This window comes from Limimaricola sp. AA108-03 (assembly GCF_050847355.1).
Taxonomy (GTDB): domain Bacteria; phylum Pseudomonadota; class Alphaproteobacteria; order Rhodobacterales; family Rhodobacteraceae; genus Limimaricola.
The window spans coordinates 2878822-2895000 of the sequence record NZ_CP193755.1 but is presented as its reverse complement, the minus strand read 5'-3'; the positions used below and the strand labels follow the sequence as shown (position 1 = coordinate 2895000).

At 65.0% G+C, this 16179-nt stretch carries 12 protein-coding genes, 1 tRNA gene and 2 rRNA genes (1 of these 15 only partly in view); 6 read left to right on the top strand and 9 right to left on the bottom strand.

All coding sequences use genetic code 11. The features are described from left to right. From ACRAQ3_RS14110 to ACRAQ3_RS14100, 3 genes are all read left to right on the top strand, one after another. Positions 1 to 887 (top strand): 23S ribosomal RNA (locus tag ACRAQ3_RS14110) (it extends 1946 nt beyond the left edge of the window). A gap of 187 nt (positions 888 to 1074) precedes the next feature. Then, positions 1075 to 1189: ribosomal RNA gene (gene rrf / locus ACRAQ3_RS14105) — 5S ribosomal RNA — on the top strand. Positions 1190 to 1284: 95 nt separating this feature from the next. Continuing rightward, positions 1285 to 1361: transfer RNA gene (locus ACRAQ3_RS14100), tRNA-Met, on the top strand. 281 nt (positions 1362 to 1642) lie between these two features. Here ACRAQ3_RS14100 and pyk read toward each other — a convergent pair. Genes pyk through ACRAQ3_RS14085 form a run of 3 tightly spaced genes read right to left on the bottom strand, consistent with a single transcriptional unit; the run spans position 1643 to position 5418 of the window. Continuing rightward, positions 1643 to 3055 carry a pyruvate kinase gene (gene pyk, locus ACRAQ3_RS14095; RefSeq protein ID WP_432255042.1) on the bottom strand — a complete coding sequence of 471 codons (1413 nt, stop codon included), beginning with the start codon at positions 3053 to 3055 and terminating at the stop codon, positions 1643 to 1645. Between the two features lie 25 nt (positions 3056 to 3080). Further along, entirely contained in the window at positions 3081 to 4343 is a 1263-nt protein-coding gene (locus tag ACRAQ3_RS14090; RefSeq protein ID WP_432255041.1) for a glycerate kinase type-2 family protein, read from the bottom strand. A gap of 1 nt (position 4344) precedes the next feature. After that, positions 4345 to 5418 carry a tartrate dehydrogenase gene (locus ACRAQ3_RS14085; protein WP_432255040.1) on the bottom strand — a complete coding sequence of 358 codons (1074 nt, stop codon included), beginning with the start codon at positions 5416 to 5418 and terminating at the stop codon, positions 4345 to 4347. 168 nt (positions 5419 to 5586) lie between these two features. Between ACRAQ3_RS14085 and ACRAQ3_RS14080 the strand changes: the two genes are divergently transcribed. From ACRAQ3_RS14080 to ACRAQ3_RS14070, 3 genes are all read left to right on the top strand, one after another. Then, on the top strand, positions 5587 to 6501 hold the full coding sequence (locus ACRAQ3_RS14080) for a LysR substrate-binding domain-containing protein (protein ID WP_432255039.1): 915 nt from the start codon (positions 5587 to 5589) through the stop codon (positions 6499 to 6501). A 125-nt stretch (positions 6502 to 6626) separates the two neighbouring features. After that, entirely contained in the window at positions 6627 to 7595 is a 969-nt protein-coding gene (locus tag ACRAQ3_RS14075; RefSeq protein WP_269398589.1) for a TAXI family TRAP transporter solute-binding subunit, read from the top strand. Positions 7596 to 7673: 78 nt separating this feature from the next. Continuing rightward, entirely contained in the window at positions 7674 to 9872 is a 2199-nt protein-coding gene (locus tag ACRAQ3_RS14070; RefSeq protein WP_432255038.1) for a TRAP transporter permease, read from the top strand. A 208-nt stretch (positions 9873 to 10080) separates the two neighbouring features. On the opposite strand, the gene ACRAQ3_RS14065 is transcribed toward ACRAQ3_RS14070, so the two are convergent. The 6 genes from ACRAQ3_RS14065 to ACRAQ3_RS14040 form a co-directional block, all read right to left on the bottom strand. After that, on the bottom strand, positions 10081 to 11436 hold the full coding sequence (locus ACRAQ3_RS14065) for an IS1182 family transposase (RefSeq protein WP_432256298.1): 1356 nt from the start codon (positions 11434 to 11436) through the stop codon (positions 10081 to 10083). A 61-nt stretch (positions 11437 to 11497) separates the two neighbouring features. Further along, entirely contained in the window at positions 11498 to 12700 is a 1203-nt protein-coding gene (locus ACRAQ3_RS14060; protein ID WP_432254231.1) for an IS256 family transposase, read from the bottom strand. Positions 12701 to 12940: 240 nt separating this feature from the next. Beyond that, positions 12941 to 14692: a recombinase family protein gene (locus tag ACRAQ3_RS14055; RefSeq protein WP_432255037.1), complete on the bottom strand. Its 1752-nt coding sequence runs from the start codon at positions 14690 to 14692 to the stop codon at positions 12941 to 12943. Then, entirely contained in the window at positions 14689 to 14829 is a 141-nt protein-coding gene (locus tag ACRAQ3_RS14050; protein ID WP_432255036.1) for a hypothetical protein, read from the bottom strand. Before ACRAQ3_RS14050 ends, ACRAQ3_RS14055 begins: the two co-directional genes overlap by 4 nt. Before the next feature lie 242 nt (positions 14830 to 15071). Then, complete coding sequence (locus ACRAQ3_RS14045; RefSeq protein ID WP_432254398.1) at positions 15072 to 15545, bottom strand: hypothetical protein; 474 nt, start codon at positions 15543 to 15545, stop codon at positions 15072 to 15074. Next, positions 15542 to 16105, bottom strand: coding sequence for a hypothetical protein (locus ACRAQ3_RS14040; protein ID WP_432254397.1), 564 nt, complete (start codon positions 16103 to 16105; stop codon positions 15542 to 15544). Before ACRAQ3_RS14040 ends, ACRAQ3_RS14045 begins: the two co-directional genes overlap by 4 nt. Between the last annotated feature and the right edge of the window lie 74 nt (positions 16106 to 16179).

The following is a 16179-nucleotide window of genomic DNA, read 5'->3' as shown; positions in this document are numbered from 1 at the left end:
CATCGACTCAGCGAAATTGAATTGCCGGTCAAGATGCCGGCTTCCCGCGGTTAGACGGAAAGACCCCATGCACCTTTACTACAGCTTCACACTGGCATCAGGATTGCGATGTGCAGGATAGGTGGTAGGCAATGAAGCGGGAACGCCAGTTCCCGTGGAGCCTCCCTTGAGATACCACCCTTCGCACTCTTGATGTCTAACCGCGGACCGTGATCCGGTTCCGGGACCCTGTGTGGCGGGTAGTTTGACTGGGGCGGTCGCCTCCCAAACAGTAACGGAGGCGCGCGAAGGTTGGCTCAGAGCGGTCGGAAATCGCTCGTCGAGTGCAATGGCATAAGCCAGCCTGACTGCAAGACTGACAAGTCGAGCAGAGTCGAAAGACGGCCATAGTGATCCGGTGGTCCCGAGTGGAAGGGCCATCGCTCAACGGATAAAAGGTACGCTGGGGATAACAGGCTGATACTGCCCAAGAGTCCATATCGACGGCAGTGTTTGGCACCTCGATGTCGGCTCATCTCATCCTGGGGCTGGAGCAGGTCCCAAGGGTATGGCTGTTCGCCATTTAAAGAGGTACGTGAGCTGGGTTTAGAACGTCGTGAGACAGTTCGGTCCCTATCTTCCGTGGGTGTAGGATACTTGAGAGGAGTTGCCCCTAGTACGAGAGGACCGGGGTGAACGATCCACTGGTGGACCTGTTGTCGTGCCAACGGCAGTGCAGGGTAGCTATGATCGGACAGGATAACCGCTGAAGGCATCTAAGCGGGAAGCCCCCCTCAAAACAAGGTATCCCCGAGGACCGTGGTAGACCACCACGTCGATAGGTCGGAGATGTAAGCGCAGCAATGCGTTCAGTTGACCGATACTAATGGTCCGATAGGCTTGATCCGATCCAGAAACAGCAAGGCTGGATCCGAAACCATACGCACCAAAACGGTGTACGACGACCTGGAACACCGCTCCCCGCAAGGGCAGGGCGGCTGATATGGTGACCTCCCATCGGAGCACGCGACAGGCCGCACCGGCCTCAAGCAGCCCTCCGGGCGGTAGGCCACCAACAAGATGTTCTTTCCTCGGTCTGGTGGCCATAGCACGAGCAAAACACCCGATCCCATTCCGAACTCGGCCGTTAAGTGCCGTCGCGCTGATGGTACTGCGTCTCAAGACGTGGGAGAGTAAGTCACCGCCAGACCTAGTAAAGAACATCACATTCTCTCTGACACGATGCCAGAACACAGCGACATGCGGCCTCAAGCAGCCCTCCGGGCGATAGGCCACAAAACATGGCGCGGGATGGAGCAGCCCGGTAGCTCGTCAGGCTCATAACCTGAAGGTCGCAGGTTCAAATCCTGCTCCCGCAACCACCGTAATCTGACACAGATCCAGACAAGCCTTCCTCGGGAGGCTTTCTGCGTTTCTGAGCCAAGGGGCGGGGTGCTCGGACCAGCTCGCCTTAATGTGCTGGTCCCTACTGAAGGCTGCAAACGGCCCACAGCCGACCTTCGAGTTACTCGTAATGCTGCGCCGCAGAGTGTGCAGAGCCGCCAGTCGGCACGGCAGATTTCGAGGGCAGTCGGCCCCTGCAATGTGTGGGGTCGATTGGACATCGCCTCCTGTCTCCGCTCCTTAATAGCCCGGCCTTCCCTTACTGATAGGTGGCAACCCGGATGTTGTTCGTCGAACCCGACTGGCCGAAGGGCACGCCTGCGAGGATGATGAAGCTGTCCCCGGTCTCGGGTTCGACAAGGCGCGCGCTTTCCTCGCGGGCCATGGAGACCATGCTGTCGTAGTCCAGCTCGGCCGTCTCCAGGACCGAGCGCGCGCCCCAGACCAGAGCCATCCGACGCGAGATGCGCGGGTCCCGGGTCACCACGATCAGCGGGAGCGCCGGGCGGCGGGCCGCGACGCGCTGTGCCGTGGCGCCGCTCACCGAATAGGCGACGAGGCAGCGTGCGCCGAGTGCGCAGGCCAGCGCGGCGCCCGACCCGGCGATGGAGTTGGCCGCTACCGACGTCGCCTCACGCGAGGCCGCCATGCCGCGGGCATAGGCCTCGTGGCCCTCGGTGCGGCGGATGATGCGGTTCATGACCTCGACCGCCTCAGCCGGGAACTGACCGGTGGCGCTTTCCGCCGAAAGCATCACCGCGTCGGCCCCGTCGTAGATCGCCGTCGCCACGTCCGAGGCCTCAGCGCGGGTCGGGGCCGGCGAGGCCGTCATCGACTCGAGCATCTGGGTGGCCACGATGACGGGTCGGCATTCGCGGCGACACAGCGCGATGATCTCCTTCTGCCGTCCCGGCACGTCCTCGGCCGGGATCTCGACGCCCAGGTCGCCGCGCGCGATCATGATCGCCTCCGAGCGCTCGACGATGGCATCGATCTCCTCAAGGGCCGAGGGCTTCTCGATCTTCGAGACGAGCCCCGCGCGCCCCGCGATCAGAGGCCGGATCTCGTCGAGGTCGGAGGCACGCTGCACGAAGGAGAGCGCCACCCAGTCGACGCCTTGTTCGAGGCCGAAAGCGAGATCGGCGCGGTCCTTCTCGGTCAGCACGGGCAGATCGAGCACCGTGTCGGGGAGGTTCACGCCCTTGCGGTCGCTGACTCTGCCGCCTTCCAGCACCTCGGCCTCGAAGCGCGCCGGTCCGCAGGCGACGACGCGCAGGCGCACCCGGCCGTCATCGATGAAGATCCTGTGCCCCGGCGCGATGGCGGCGAAAACCTCCCCGTGCGGCATGGCCAGGGCGGTGATCTCCTCGGTCGCCTCGTCCAGCACGAAGGTGACACGCTCGTGTCTGTCGAGCACCCGGGCGCCGCCTGCGATCCGGCCGAGCCGGATCTTCGGGCCCTGGAGATCCTGGAGGATGCCGATCGGCACGCCGACCTCGGCTTCGAGCGCACGGATCGCCCGGATCACTGCGGCATGGCCGGCATGGTCACCATGGCTGAAGTTTAGACGAAACGTGTCGACACCCTTGTTGAACAGCGTGCGCAGCATGAAGGGCGCGGCCGAAGCCGGCCCGACGGTGGCGATGATCTTGGCGCGTCGGTTGCGAAGCATGAAGGGGTCCTCGGGAAATCGGGTATCAGAGCACCAGAACGGCGCGGAAGTCGTTGACGTTGGTCAGTGTCGGACCGGTGCGGATCAAAGCGCCGATCCGGTCGAAGAGGCTGTAGCTGTCATGCGCCGCCAGCATTCGCCGCGGGTCGCAGCCGGCCTCGCGGGCACGGCGGAGCGTGTCGGGACTGACCATCGCACCAGCGGCATCCTCGGTGCCGTCGATGCCGTCCGTGTCACCCGCGAGTGCGTGGATACGCGGATGGCCCTGCAAGGCACAGGCCAGGCCCAGGAGGAACTCGGTGTTCCGACCGCCGCGCCCCGGTTCGGTGTCGCCGATGGTTACGGTGGTCTCGCCGCCCGAGAGCAGCACGGCCGGCGCCGGCAGCGGTGTCCCGTGCGCGGCCACGGCACGCGCGATGCCGGCCATGACGATACCCAGTTCACGCGCCTCGCCTTCCAGGGCGTCGCCGAGGATCAACGGCGTCACGCCGGCGGCGCGGGCTGCCTTTGCCGCCGCTTCCAATGACATCTGAGGTGCGGCGATCAAGCGGAAATCCGGGGTCGCATCGTGCTGCGCGTCGCTTGGCGCCAGGAGCAATGCACGGGCCGCCTCGGGCAGGCTTGGGCCGAGGCGCTCGACCAGATGCGACAGGTCGTCCTTGGCGCTCGGGTCGGGCACGGTCGGCCCCGACGCGATCGCCGCCGGATCGTCGCCCGGCACGTCCGAGATCGACAGGGTGACCAGCCGCGCGCCATTCGCGGCACGCAGCAATCCGCCGCCCTTGAGCCGGTCGAGCCGCCGCCGCACCCGGTTCATGTCCTCGATGGTCAGACCCGACCGCAGCAGCAGCCGGTTCACGGCGATCAGATCGTCGAACGTCAAGGGCTCGCGCGGCAAAGTCATCAGGGCCGATCCGCCGCCGGAGATCAGCGCCAGCACCAGATCGTCCGACCCCGCCGAGGCGACGGCGGTGAGGATCTCGCGCGCCGCGGCCACTCCGGCGGCGTCCGGCACCGGGTGCGCGGCCTCGCGCACCGTGATGCGCTCGGTCGGCACTGCGTGGCCATAGCGCGTGACCACGACACCCGAGAGATCGACGTCGGGCCAGGCGGCTTCGACGGCGCGCGCCATCGCCGCCGCCGATTTGCCCGCGCCGACGACGATGCAGCGCCCTTTGGGCTTGTCGGGCAGGTGCCGCGCCAGCACCTCCGCCGGGTCGGCAGCTGCCACGGCGACGTCGAACAGTCGACGCAGCAACGCCGGGGCGTCGTGGTCGCTCACTGTCATCTCAAATGTTCTCGCCGCGGATCGCGTCGCAGACAGCGTCGGTGACCTGCTGCGTTGTCGCCTCGCCGCCGACATCCGGGGTCAGGATGCCCTCGGCGCAGACCTTCTCCACCGCCCGCATCAGCCGGTCGGCGGCGTCCTTCTCGCCCAAGTGCTCGAGCATCTGGCTCGCGGTCCAGAAGGTCGCGACCGGGTTGGCGATGCCCTTGCCGGTGATGTCGAAGGCCGAGCCGTGGATCGGCTCGAACATCGAGGGGTAGCGTTTCTCGGGGTCAATGTTACCGGTCGGCGCGACGCCGAGCGAGCCCGCCAGCGCACCGGCGAGGTCCGACAGGATGTCGGCGTGCAGGTTGGTGGCAACGATGGTGTCGAGGCTACGCGGGTTCTTCACCATGCGCACAGTCATGGCATCGACCAGCATCTTGTCCCAGGTCACGTCCGGGAACTCCTTCGAGACCTCGGCCGCGATTTCGTCCCACATCACCATGCCGAAGCGCTGCGCGTTCGACTTGGTCACCACGGTCAGGAGCTTGCGGGGCCGTGACTGCGCCAGCGCGAAGGCATAGCGCATGATCCGGGTCACGCCGGTGCGGGTGAAGATCGCCACCTCGGTGCCGACTTCCTCGGGCAGGCCCTTGTGGGCACGGCCGCCGTGGCCGGAATATTCCCCCTCGGAATTCTCGCGCACGATGACCCAGTCGAGGTCGCCCGCGCCGACACCCGCGAGCGGCGAGGAGATGCCCGGCAGGATCTTGGTGGGCCGCACGTTGGCATACTGGTCGAAGCCCTGGCAGATCGGCAGCCGCAGGCCCCACAGCGTAACGTGGTCGGGCACGTCGGGCGCGCCGACGGCACCGAAGAAGATCGCGTCGAAGGCCTTGAGCTGGTCCCGGCCGTCCTCGGGCATCAGCGCGCCGGTTCTCTTGTAGCGCTCCGAACTCCAGTCGAACTCGGTGACTTCGAGCGCGAAGCCGCCGTCGCGCCGCGACAGCGCCTCGAGCGCCTGGAGCCCGGCGGCGATGACCTCGGGGCCGATACCGTCTGCTGGGATGGATGCAATCTTGTAGGTCTTCATGGGATTTCCTCCGGGGGCGCTGTCGCACCGGCTCGTGTCGCATTGAATCGTTGCGGCGACGCCATGACGGTGCAGTCGAGGGCGACGTTATGAGCGACCAGCTCGACCCCTCAACGCGCAGATGATTATATACTGATCTGAAACAGTTTCGCCGGCATGGGCTTCGACATGGATATTTCTCACCTCAGGTGTTTCGTCGCGGCGGCGGACGAACTGCATTTCGGCCGCGCTGCGCAGTCGTTGGGCATGCTCCCTGCCTCGCTGGGCCGACAGGTCCGCATCCTCGAAGAGCAGCTCGGAGCAAAGCTGTTCCTGCGCACCACCCGTAGCGTGAGCTTGACCGAAGCGGGCACCGCGATCCTTGAGGATGTGCGGGAGATGGTCGCGCAGGCCGAGCAGCTTGAGGAGAAGATCCGCCACATTCGAAAGGCCGAGGCACCGGTCCTGCGGGTCGGTGCGATCGACAGCGCCGCGGCTGGGCTGATGCCACAGCTTTTGCAATACCTGCGCGAGGATCACCCCGACATCGAGGTGCAGCTGATCGAGCAAAAAACGATCCACCTGCTGCCGAAGCTCCTGAGTGGCAGTCTCGACATCGCTTTCTGCCGCCCGCCCGACACGCGCGACCCCCGGATCAACTTCCGTACCCTGTTTTTCGAAACGGCCGTGGTTGCGTTACCCGAGGATCACCCGCTGGCCGGACGCGAGGAGATCGCAGTGACCGATCTCGCGGATGCGCCGCTGATCGTGCCGGATCGTCGCTCGCGCCCGCATTCGCACGACTTGACGATCAAGCTCTTCCTCGACGCCGGGCTCACCGCGCGCGTGGCCCAGGTGGCCGAGGAGAAGCACACCATCGTCAATCTCGTCGCGACCGGCACCGGCCTCGCGATCGTGCCACGCTGGACCGCGCGGATTGCCGTGCCGGGCGTGCGCTTCGTGCGGCTGCTGATGCCGGAGGGCATGACCCGCTCGAAGCTCGTCCTTGCCGCCGCCTGGACCCGCGGCACGCGGGATGCGCAGCGCGACGCCCTGCTCGACGTGCTCGACCGGCATGTGAAGGCGATCGAGCAGAGCGCCTGATTAGATCATATAATAATATAATCTTCTGCGCGTATGTGGTGCCATGCCTTTGCTGGCATGGTGGCGGTCGTAGCATCGCGTCTCGCGGCGCGGTGCCGGAGGAGCACATGGGAGGAGCAAGAACCATGAAGATGACGACCTATGCCATTCTCGCCGCGAGCACGATCGCGGCCTTCCCCGCAACCGCCCAAGATCGCGCCGACTGGCCCGACAGCCTGAGCATCTCGACCGGTTCGCAGGGCGGCACCTATTTCGTCTGGGGCTCCGGCCTCGGCTCGATGATCGGCGAGCAGCTCGGCGTGCCGACCAGCGTCGAAATCACCGGCGGCCCGGTGCAGAACGTCGTGCTGGTCGAGACCGGCGAGACCATGCTCGGCTTCAGCACCACCGGCCCGGCGCAGGAGGCCATGGCGGGCGAGAACGAGCTGATGCCAGGTATGGAGGCCGCCAATCTGCGGGCACTGTTCCCCATGTACCAGACGCCGTTGCAGGCGGTCGTGCTGTCCTCCTCGGGGATCGAGAGCATCGAGGATCTCGAAGGCAAGCGCGTCAATCTCGGGCCGGCCTCGGGCACCTCGGCGACCTATTGGCAGCGCTATTTCGACACCGCCGGTATCGACGTGAAGGCCAGCTTCGCAGGCGGCTCCGACGGCGCGGGCCAGCTTGCTGACGGGCTGATCGACGCTTTCGTCTATGCTGCCGGCTTGCCGACCAGCGCCTTTAGCGAACTGGCGATCCAGAACGACGTGACCTTCTTGCCGCTCTCGGAAGAGAACATCGCGACCTTCAAGGAGGTGGCGCCGTCGATGCAGGACTTCTCCATCCCGGCCGGGACCTATGAGGGCCAGGACGAGGACATTCCCTCCGTGTCGATGTGGAACTTCGCTATCGCGCATCAGGAGCTGCCGGAGAGCCTCGCCTATGAGATCACCAAGCTCGTGCTCGAGGACAACGCGCGGATGAAGCAGCTCCACGCTTCCGCCGTCGAGACGCTGGCCGAGAACTGGGACACCAACAACTTCATGCCGTTCCACCCGGGCGCCGTGCGCTACTACGAGGAGATCGGCATCACCATCCCCGACGAGCTGCGCTGAGCCTCCCCGGCGCGGTGCGCCGCGGGCGGGGTTCGCTCTGTCCGCGGCACTGGTATCCCTCGGCAATCCGGTGATGCGATGACCCATTCCGACAGCAAGAAGATCCCCTCATCGGAAACCCTCGATGAGCTGACGAGCCCGGTGGTCGCCACGGCCGCCGTCGATGACGATCCGCCTGCGGGCAACCAGCGAGTCTTCATCGGCCCGCGTCACTACCTCTTCGCCACGGCCTGCGCTGCCTATGCGGTATTTCACCTCGCGGTGATGAACCTCTACCCGCTGGAAACCTGGACTTACCGTCTGCTGCATCTGGGTGGCGGGCTCGCGCTCGGCTTCCTGCTCTACGGCGCCTATGGCGTCGTTCCCGAACAGGCGGCGGCGCGTCGCAGCATCGGCAACACTCTCCTGCTCGCGCTGGCGGCGGCAGGCACGCTGTTCGGCGCCAGCGCGATTCTGGCGGTTTGGGCCAATTGGTGGTTTCTTGGCAATGCCGTGCCGCCCGGCTGGGCCGTGGCGAGCTTCGGCATTCCGCTGACCCTGGGGACGACCGCCGCGGTGCTGCATGGCTGGCTGTTCGAAGATCGGCGCATCGGCACCTGGACGCTGGCCGACATTCTTCTTGCCGTGGCAACTGCGGCATCGATTGGCTATGTCATCTACTTCGCGCGGGCCCTCCAGATGCGGGCCGGGATGCCGATGGCCCAGCCGGGCGACATGTGGGCCGCAATCACTGGCGTGATCCTGATCCTCGAGGCCGTGCGGCGCATGGCTGGACTGGCGCTGGTGATCATCTCGGCCGTTTTCGTAGCCTATGCCTTCGCCGGGCCTTGGCTGCCGGGCATCCTCAATCATGGCGGCTACGAGCCGAAGCGGTTCTTCTCCTACATCTTCACCGACAACGGCATTCTCAGCGCGCCGATCGCGATCTCCTCGACCTACATCGTGCTCTTCGTGATCTTCGCGGCCTTCCTTCAAGCCACCCATGTCGGCGCCTACTTCGTCAACGTCGCCTTCGCTGCCGCGGGTCACAAGCGCGGCGGTCCGGCCAAGGTGGCGGTCTTCGCCTCGGGCCTGATGGGGATGATCAACGGCACCAGCGCTGGCAACGTCGTCTCGACCGGCTCGCTCACGATCCCACTGATGAAGAAGGTGGGCTACCGCAGCCAGACCTCGGCGGCGGTCGAGGCCGCGGCCTCCTCGGGCGGACAGATCATGCCGCCGATCATGGGCGCGGGCGCCTTCATCATGGCCGAGATCACCGGCATTCCCTACACCGAGATCATCTGGGCCGCGCTGATCCCGGCAATCCTCTACTTCGCCTCCGTGTTCTTCATGGTCGACCTGATGGCGCAGCGCTTCGCCATGGTGGGCCTGCCGCGCTCGGCGCTGCCGAAACTCGGCGCGCTCCTGAAGCAGGCCTACCTCTTCGCGCCGATCGTGGTGCTGATCTGGGCGCTCTTCGTCGGCTACTCGGTGATCCGCTGCGGCACGCTGGCGATGATTACTGCCGCCGTTGTGTCATGGCTCACGCCGAACCGCATGGGGCCGCGGCAACTGTTCCACGCGCTCGACATCGGCGCGCGCATGGTGCTCCAGCTGGTCGCGGTCTGCGCGGCGGCGGGCATCATCGTGGGCGTCATCGCCCTCACCGGTATCGGCACGCGCTTCTCGGCGCTGCTCCTCGGCATCGCCGATCAGTCGCAGCTTCTCGCCATGATGTTCTCGATGCTCGTCGCGATCATCCTCGGCATGGGCATGCCGACCACGGCCGCCTACGCGGTAGCGGCCTCTGTCATCGCGCCGGGCCTCATCAATCTCGGAGTCGAGCCGCTGACCGCGCATTTCTTCATCTTCTACTTCGCGGTGATGTCGGCGATCACGCCGCCGGTGGCGCTCGCCGCCTATGCTGGCGCGGCGCTGGCGCAGTCCGACCCGATGAAGACCAGCGTCGAGAGCTTCCGCATCGGGCTTGCGGCCTTCGTGGTGCCCTACATGTTCTTCTTCTCGGACGCGCTCCTGATGCAGGGCGGCTGGCTCGATACCATCCATGTGACGATCTCGGCCCTGTTCGGCATCTACCTGCTGTCGTCGGGCATCATCGGCTGGTTCTTCGGCCGGATCGGCTGGATCGCTCGGGCACTGCTGATCGGGGGCGCGCTGGGGATGCTCGATGCCGGGCTGGTCACCGATCTGGTCGGGCTGGGCATCGGCGGGGGACTGTTCCTGTTCCAGCGCAACGTGCTGAAGCCCGCAGATCTCGCCCACGGTAAGGACTGACGATCCCTACGGCGCCGGCTGGTTCTGACCAGCTGGCGCCGACGACCGGTTCCAATCGAAACCGCAGGGAACAAGATGTCGGCTCTCGCCGCAGGCGAGTTCCCCTCGCAGCTGCGGCGAACGGCTGCTTTCCGCCGATTCCGTGGAAAAACACCCGTTCGCGAGCGCAGAATAACGGCCATTGGAAAGAGCGCGAACGCTTGTCCCGTCAGGCGTTCCGCGCTTTCTGCGGTGCGGGAAGGATCTTGGCCAGTTTGCGGAGGTTCTGGGCGGTGGCGGCGAGGAGGAATTCGTCTTTCGCGCCGCATGGACCACGCAATCGGAGCCTGTTGAGGCCAAGGATGCGCTTCAGGTGAGCGAAGAGCATTTCGACCTTCTTCCTCAGCTTCATCGAGATGACGTATTGCTCGGTCTTCGCGATGTCGCGGGCGACCTGTCGTGCGTCTTCATGCTCCTCGCGGGTGATCGACCGGAAGTCCATGTTGGGGCAGCAACGTGACTTCGAGGGATAGACCTGGCAGGTATGCTTCAGGCACCTGTATTTGGCGACGCCCTTCCCGGTCGGCCCGCGGTTCGGATCGGAATATTTCCGGCGGAACTGCTTCAGCTCGTGGCCTTCCGGGCAGATGTATCGGTTGTTCTCGGCATCCCAATCGAAGTCAGCGCGGGTCCAGGTCCCGTCGCTGCGCCCCGATTTGTCGAAGACCGGGATGTGTGGCGCGATCTTGCGATCGACCAGCCAGCCTAACATCGGTGCGGTGCCGTAGGCCGTATCCGCGATCAGGCGCTCGGGGTGGAGGTCGAACCGAGCCTTGACCCGATCCAGCATGGTCCTGGTCGATCCAACCTCCGCCTGGCGGATGGAACGCGTCGCCTCCACATCCAGGATGACGCCGTGGTCCGTATCGATCAGGTAATTATCCGAATAGCTGAAGAAGGCCGGGCCTTTGCGGGCCGCCGTCCATTGGCTGGCAGGGTCGGAATGCGACGTGAACTTGGGCTGGACCTCGCTGGCCGCGCCGAACGCTGCCTCATCCAAGGTATCGAGATACTCACGAACCGCCCGCGGCGCGTCAGCGGGGTCGATCTTCCCGGCGTCCCATTCCTCCTTGGGCGTCGAGTTCTGCTTGTTGGCATCAGCCTCGATCAGGCTGGCATCGACGGCCATGCGCTGCCCGCTGACAAGGCCCTCTTCGATGCAGCGCGCTACGGTCGTCTCGAACAGATGCCGCAGCAGTTCGCTGTCGCGGAACCGACCGTGGCGGTTCTTCGAGAAGGTCGAGTGATCCGGGACCCGGTCACTCAGATCAAGCCGGCAGAACCACCGGTATGCGAGGTTCAGATGCACCTCCTCACACAGCCGCCGTTCCGAGCGGATACCGAAGCAATAGCCAACCAACAGCATGCGGATCAGGAGTTCGGGATCGACGGACGGGCGGCCTGTATGGCTGTAGAAATCGGCGAGGAAGGTGCGGATGCCGGACAGATCCACAAACCGGTCGATGGAGCGAAGAAGGTGGTCCTGCGGGACATGATCCTCAAGCGAGAACTCGTAGAACAGGATCGTGTCCCACGACGTGGTGTAGCTCTTGGCTGGCCTGACTGGTGTCGGCGGGCCGAGCTGATCAGTCCGTCTGCGCGGCAGGCAGGCTGACGATGGGATCGTCGCAGACTGGCGCGAGCGTTTCCAGCGTCATGTAGCGGGAGCGCTGCACGGCCCATTCCTCGGTCTGCTCCATCAGGATCGCTCCCACCAGGCGACGGATGGCGGCCTCATTGGGGAAGATGCCGACGACATCGGTGCGCCGTTTGATTTCCCCGTTCAATCGCTCAATCGGATTCGTGGAGTGCAACTTTGCCCGGTGCTGCTGAGGAAAGGTCATGTAGGCAAGGACATCCTCTTCGGCCCCGTCCATGAGGGTGGCGAGCTTCGGCAGCTTGCCCCGCATCTGGTCGGCCACGAGGCGCCATTGCGTTCTGGCCGCGCTGTGGTCGGGCTGGGCAAAGGCCGTGGCGATGAAGGCCGAGACCACGCGCCGGCTGCTCTTGCCGGCATGGGCCAAGGCGTTTCGCTGGAAATGTACACGGCACCGTTGCCAGGTCGTGGACAGCACACGAGCCGTAGCGGCCTTGATGCCTTCGTGGGCATCGCTGACCACCAGCTTCACGCCGGACATCCCTCGGCGCACGAGATCGCGCAGAAAATCGGTCCAGAACGTCTCCGCCTCGGAGGGCCCGATGGCCATGCCAAGCACCTCGCGACGGCCATCGGTGTTCACACCCACGGCGATGGTGACGGCGACGGACACGATGCGGCCGCCTTGGCGGACTTTCAGGTAGGTGGCGTCGATCCAGAGATAGGGCCACTCGCCCTCGATCGGTCGAGTCAGGAAAGCATCGACCCGCTCGTCGATCTCCTCGCACAGCCGACTGACCTGGCTCTTCGAGATGCCGGTGCCGCCCATGGCCTGCACGAGATCGTCCATGGCGCGCGTCGAGACGCCATGCACATAGGCTTCCTGAATGACCGCCGTCAGCGCCTTCTCCACGGCTCGCCGGGGCTCGAGAAACGAGGGGAAGTAGCTTCCCGTCCGCAGCTTGGGAATGCGCAGCTCCACGTTCCCGGCCCGCGTCTGCCAGTCCCGGTCACGGTAGCCGTTGCGCTGCGCCCGACGCTCAGGGCTCTTCTCGCCATAGGCGGCGCCGGTCTGGCCGCCGACCTCGAGCTCCATCAGGCGCTCGGCGGCAAAGCCGATCATCTCGCGTAGAAGATCCGCATCACCGCTCTTCTCGACGAGCTCTCTCAGGTCCATCATGGGTTTGGTCATCGGGGGCATCCCTCGGTTCAGGTTGGCTTTCGCAACCCGACCCTACCGAGAAACCCGATGGCCGCCTCAGCTACACCACGCCCAGGGACATGACCTAGAACAGCGCTGGCTGCGCCTCCTGCCGCGGTCCCATCATCGCCGATCCTCCCATCCCCTATGGGAATTGAATCAGCCACGGGCACCCCGATCAAGTTCGAGTTTTTCAACGGAATACGCCCAAATCGACGCCCCACCGCCGGGTCAGGACTGGCCGGACCCAGCGAGAGCGATCTGGGGCGCTTCGCCTCGGATCTCGACAGCCATGCCATCCCGGGCATTTTCATCCGGCCGCACGATGACGGCTCCCAGCAATTCGCCCAGCAGCCGGTTCGCTTCCACCATCAGGTCACTTTCGGCGAGGAGGTCGTCGAGCTGTCGCACCTTTTGTTGGTAAATGGCCTGCATCTCCTCGGCTGTCGGCATTAGAGCTCTCTGCCGGGGAGCGCGTACCGCCTCGATCTCGAGACGAAGGCGTTGGCTTTCCCGTTCCCGATCCGCCAGGCGTTCCCGCAGGGCTTCGCTCACGCTGTCATCCTCAAGTTGGTCGAGCAGGCGTTCGATCTTGCCACTGACCTTGTTGAGCTGACTTTGAAGGTCGGCGAGCGAGCTTCCTTCCCCGGTCGACTCCTCTGCGAGCAGCCGAGTGACCTCCGCCGTGAACTGGTCGGCGAAGGTCGGCGTCAGCAGATCCGTGCGCAGCCGTGCCAAGGCACGCGCCTCCAGTTTGCCCCGGGTGATGGTCTTGCTGTTCGAGCAGACCGAGGTCCCCTTGGACTTTCTGTTGAAGCAGCCGTAGCGGTCCTTGCCAATAAGGGTATATCCACCTCCACAGCAGCCGCATTTGACGAGCCGCGACAGCAGGTACTTGGCTCGGTGGCTCGTATTGAGCGGTGCGCCCTCGACTGCGTACGCGGCGTGGGTCGCTTCGAGGCGGTCCTGCACGATGTTCCACACCTCGTCATCGACGATCGCGAGTTCGGGGCATTCACCCCAAACGATGTCCTGCTCCTCGCCGGGCCGTGACAGGCGATTGCCCGTATCCGGATCGCGGGAGAAGCGGTTCCGGCCGTAGACGATGTTGCCGATGTAGGCTTCGTTGCGAAGCAGGCCGTCACGCTTCCTGGCGTTGCCGCGAAGCGTGCTGTCGCACCATGCGCTGCCGGACGGCGAGGGGACGCCTTCTTCGTTAAGTTTTGACGCGATCTTCCGCGGCGAAAGACCACTGGCATAGTCATTGAAGATGCGCCGCACGACCGCCGCTTCCTCAGGATTGATTTCCCGGTTCACTCCCTTGGCTTCGACGATGCGGTAGCCGTATGCGCAGCCGGCTGCCACACGCCCCCGAGCGGTGGCCCCGCTCTGCCCGCGCCTGGTCTTGTCGGCAATCTCGCGTGCTTGGAATTCGGCGCATGCGGCCAGGAAGGGCAGAAGCTTCCAATCACACTTGCCTCCATTCGCAGCGTATAGATCGACACCCCGGCTTTCGAACCAGTCTGCGACCTCATGGATGTCGCGGGCGCGGCGGCCAATTCGGTCGATACTTTCCACGATGATGGCCGAGATCCCGCCCCGGGCAACATGGGCCTTCAGGTCCAACATTCCCTGACGTCTCGCGATTGGGGTGCGTCCAGAGGCAGCCTCGTCTCGATAGACACCCGCGACCTCGAAATCGCAAAGGCGCGCCGTCTCATGGCATAACGCAATCTGATCTTCACAGGAGTACTTGCTCTGTTTGTCAGAGGAATAGCGCGCGTAGATCACGACCTTCGGCTTTCCAACGAGAGCAGTGGCCGCTGGCTTCCCTGCGGCTGCGGCACGACGAGCCTTTCGGTTCGGCAGGATCACCTGGTGATCTACTGAGCGGGACCGAAGAAAGCTCGTGCCATCGGTGTTCTGCTGACGTCCATCCGGCGAAGTAGCGGCGGTGCAGGGTGCACAGGTCGAAGTGGTCATGCCACGGAGTCCTTCTTGCAGGCGGCCACGTAGGCCTTGGCCATGACGGTCACGAACGCCGTCAGGCGGATGTCGGTGGAGGTGGCGCCGCCGGGGTTGTCGTTGGCGGCAGTGAGCGTGCTGGGCTTGGTCGTCATTTTCGATCTCCAGATTTTTCCCCCACCTGTGCGGTGGTAATCTGTAAATCGTGCGATCCGTTTTCCCGCGGAAACGACGACCGTAAGAATCTTCGTTCGAACCGAAAAAAGTTGGCGCGCCGACATCCCAGCAGCAGGAGAAGTGTCGTCGGCGCGCCTGCGCCGCCTGATCCGGGGCGGCGCATCGATGGCCGGGGGTCCGGCCTCAAGGGTGGCACGCCTTCGAGGGCGTGCCATGTGCGTTACCGGTTTGCAGGGCGTGCCAGCTGCGCGGTTCGCCGTCGGCCCGAGGCCAGGATCTGGTCGAGATCCCGCCGATCGATGACGGCGTCGATGGCGTCGCGAAATACCGACAGTTCACTACGGAGCGTCGCCAGCCGGAGCGCCTCCGGCGGCCAGTACGTCTCGATCCAGCTGAGGCCCGAGACGTCGCATTCGTCGTCGAACCAATTTGCCACCTGCACGATCAGGCGACCGATCTCGTCGTTGAGGTCTTCGATGAGTTCATGCAGATCCCACGCCACCGCGGACTCGAAGATCTCGCGGCGTTCGATCGCGTCGGCGATGGACCGGGCGAGCTGTCCGGATCCGCCATGCAGCCTGACGGCGGAGTTTCCCCGCAAGTGGGGCAGGGCGCTCCGGCTCTGGGCGAGGGCATGCGCGGCCAGCGCCTCGATCGAGGACAGCTCGGCGCCTGTCGGGGTGCACGAGCTCATGCGTGATCTCCCGTTTGGAGCGATGCAGGTCGGCTCGGGTCTCGGGGTTCGAGGGCGAAGTCGCGACCTCGAACGAGGACCTTTCGGCGGAGCGGTCCGCGCGTGCGGCGCCTCTCATCGCGGATGTCCCGCAGCGCGTGAATGCGGCCCCGCACCTCGTTCATGCGCTCGTAGATCTCGCCGTCGATGCGGCCGAGCACGGGCGACTCCAACTGCCGGTCGAGCACGAAACCGCTATGCGTCAGCGCGACGAGGAGGCGCCGCGCACCGACGAAGCGGGTGGGCTCGTGCAGCCCTGCCGCGATGTAATCGGCACGCTTGCGAACATGCACCGCGTCGCCGACGTTCGACTTGCGCCGCGAGGTCGTGCCGTAAGCCAGCAGCGCGTAAGTTTGGTCGCCGATCTGCTCGATGTCGAGCACCAGGCAGGGGCGGGCCTTCGGCTTCGCGGTCTCGCCTTCCTCGGCGAGCGGGAACTTGAAAAGCACGATGTCCCCGTGGCGCAGATGATCCCGCCAGGCGGCGCTCATCCGCGGGTCGTATTGCAGTATGTCGAGCATGTTTGCTCTCCTTGTCAGCTTCGTTGCCGACACGCCCGAGCGGCCTTCCTCTCTCACCTTTCCGGCCGAGGTCG

Bases quoted from the DNA above. Each gene is read 5' to 3' on its own strand.
- ACRAQ3_RS14085 (WP_432255040.1), bottom strand. From the start codon at position 5,418: ATGAAGACCTACAAGATTGCATCCATCCCAGCAGACGGTATCGGCCCC.
- ACRAQ3_RS14080 (WP_432255039.1), top strand. From the start codon at position 5,587: ATGGATATTTCTCACCTCAGGTGTTTCGTCGCGGCGGCGGACGAACTG.
- ACRAQ3_RS14070 (WP_432255038.1), top strand. From the start codon at position 7,674: ATGACCCATTCCGACAGCAAGAAGATCCCCTCATCGGAAACCCTCGAT.
- ACRAQ3_RS14060 (WP_432254231.1), bottom strand. From the start codon at position 12,700: ATGACCAAACCCATGATGGACCTGAGAGAGCTCGTCGAGAAGAGCGGT.
- pyk (WP_432255042.1), bottom strand. From the start codon at position 3,055: ATGCTTCGCAACCGACGCGCCAAGATCATCGCCACCGTCGGGCCGGCT.
- ACRAQ3_RS14040 (WP_432254397.1), bottom strand. From the start codon at position 16,105: ATGCTCGACATACTGCAATACGACCCGCGGATGAGCGCCGCCTGGCGG.
- ACRAQ3_RS14050 (WP_432255036.1), bottom strand. From the start codon at position 14,829: ATGACGACCAAGCCCAGCACGCTCACTGCCGCCAACGACAACCCCGGC.
- ACRAQ3_RS14075 (WP_269398589.1), top strand. From the start codon at position 6,627: ATGAAGATGACGACCTATGCCATTCTCGCCGCGAGCACGATCGCGGCC.
- ACRAQ3_RS14090 (WP_432255041.1), bottom strand. From the start codon at position 4,343: ATGACAGTGAGCGACCACGACGCCCCGGCGTTGCTGCGTCGACTGTTC.
- ACRAQ3_RS14055 (WP_432255037.1), bottom strand. From the start codon at position 14,692: ATGACCACTTCGACCTGTGCACCCTGCACCGCCGCTACTTCGCCGGAT.
- ACRAQ3_RS14045 (WP_432254398.1), bottom strand. From the start codon at position 15,545: ATGAGCTCGTGCACCCCGACAGGCGCCGAGCTGTCCTCGATCGAGGCG.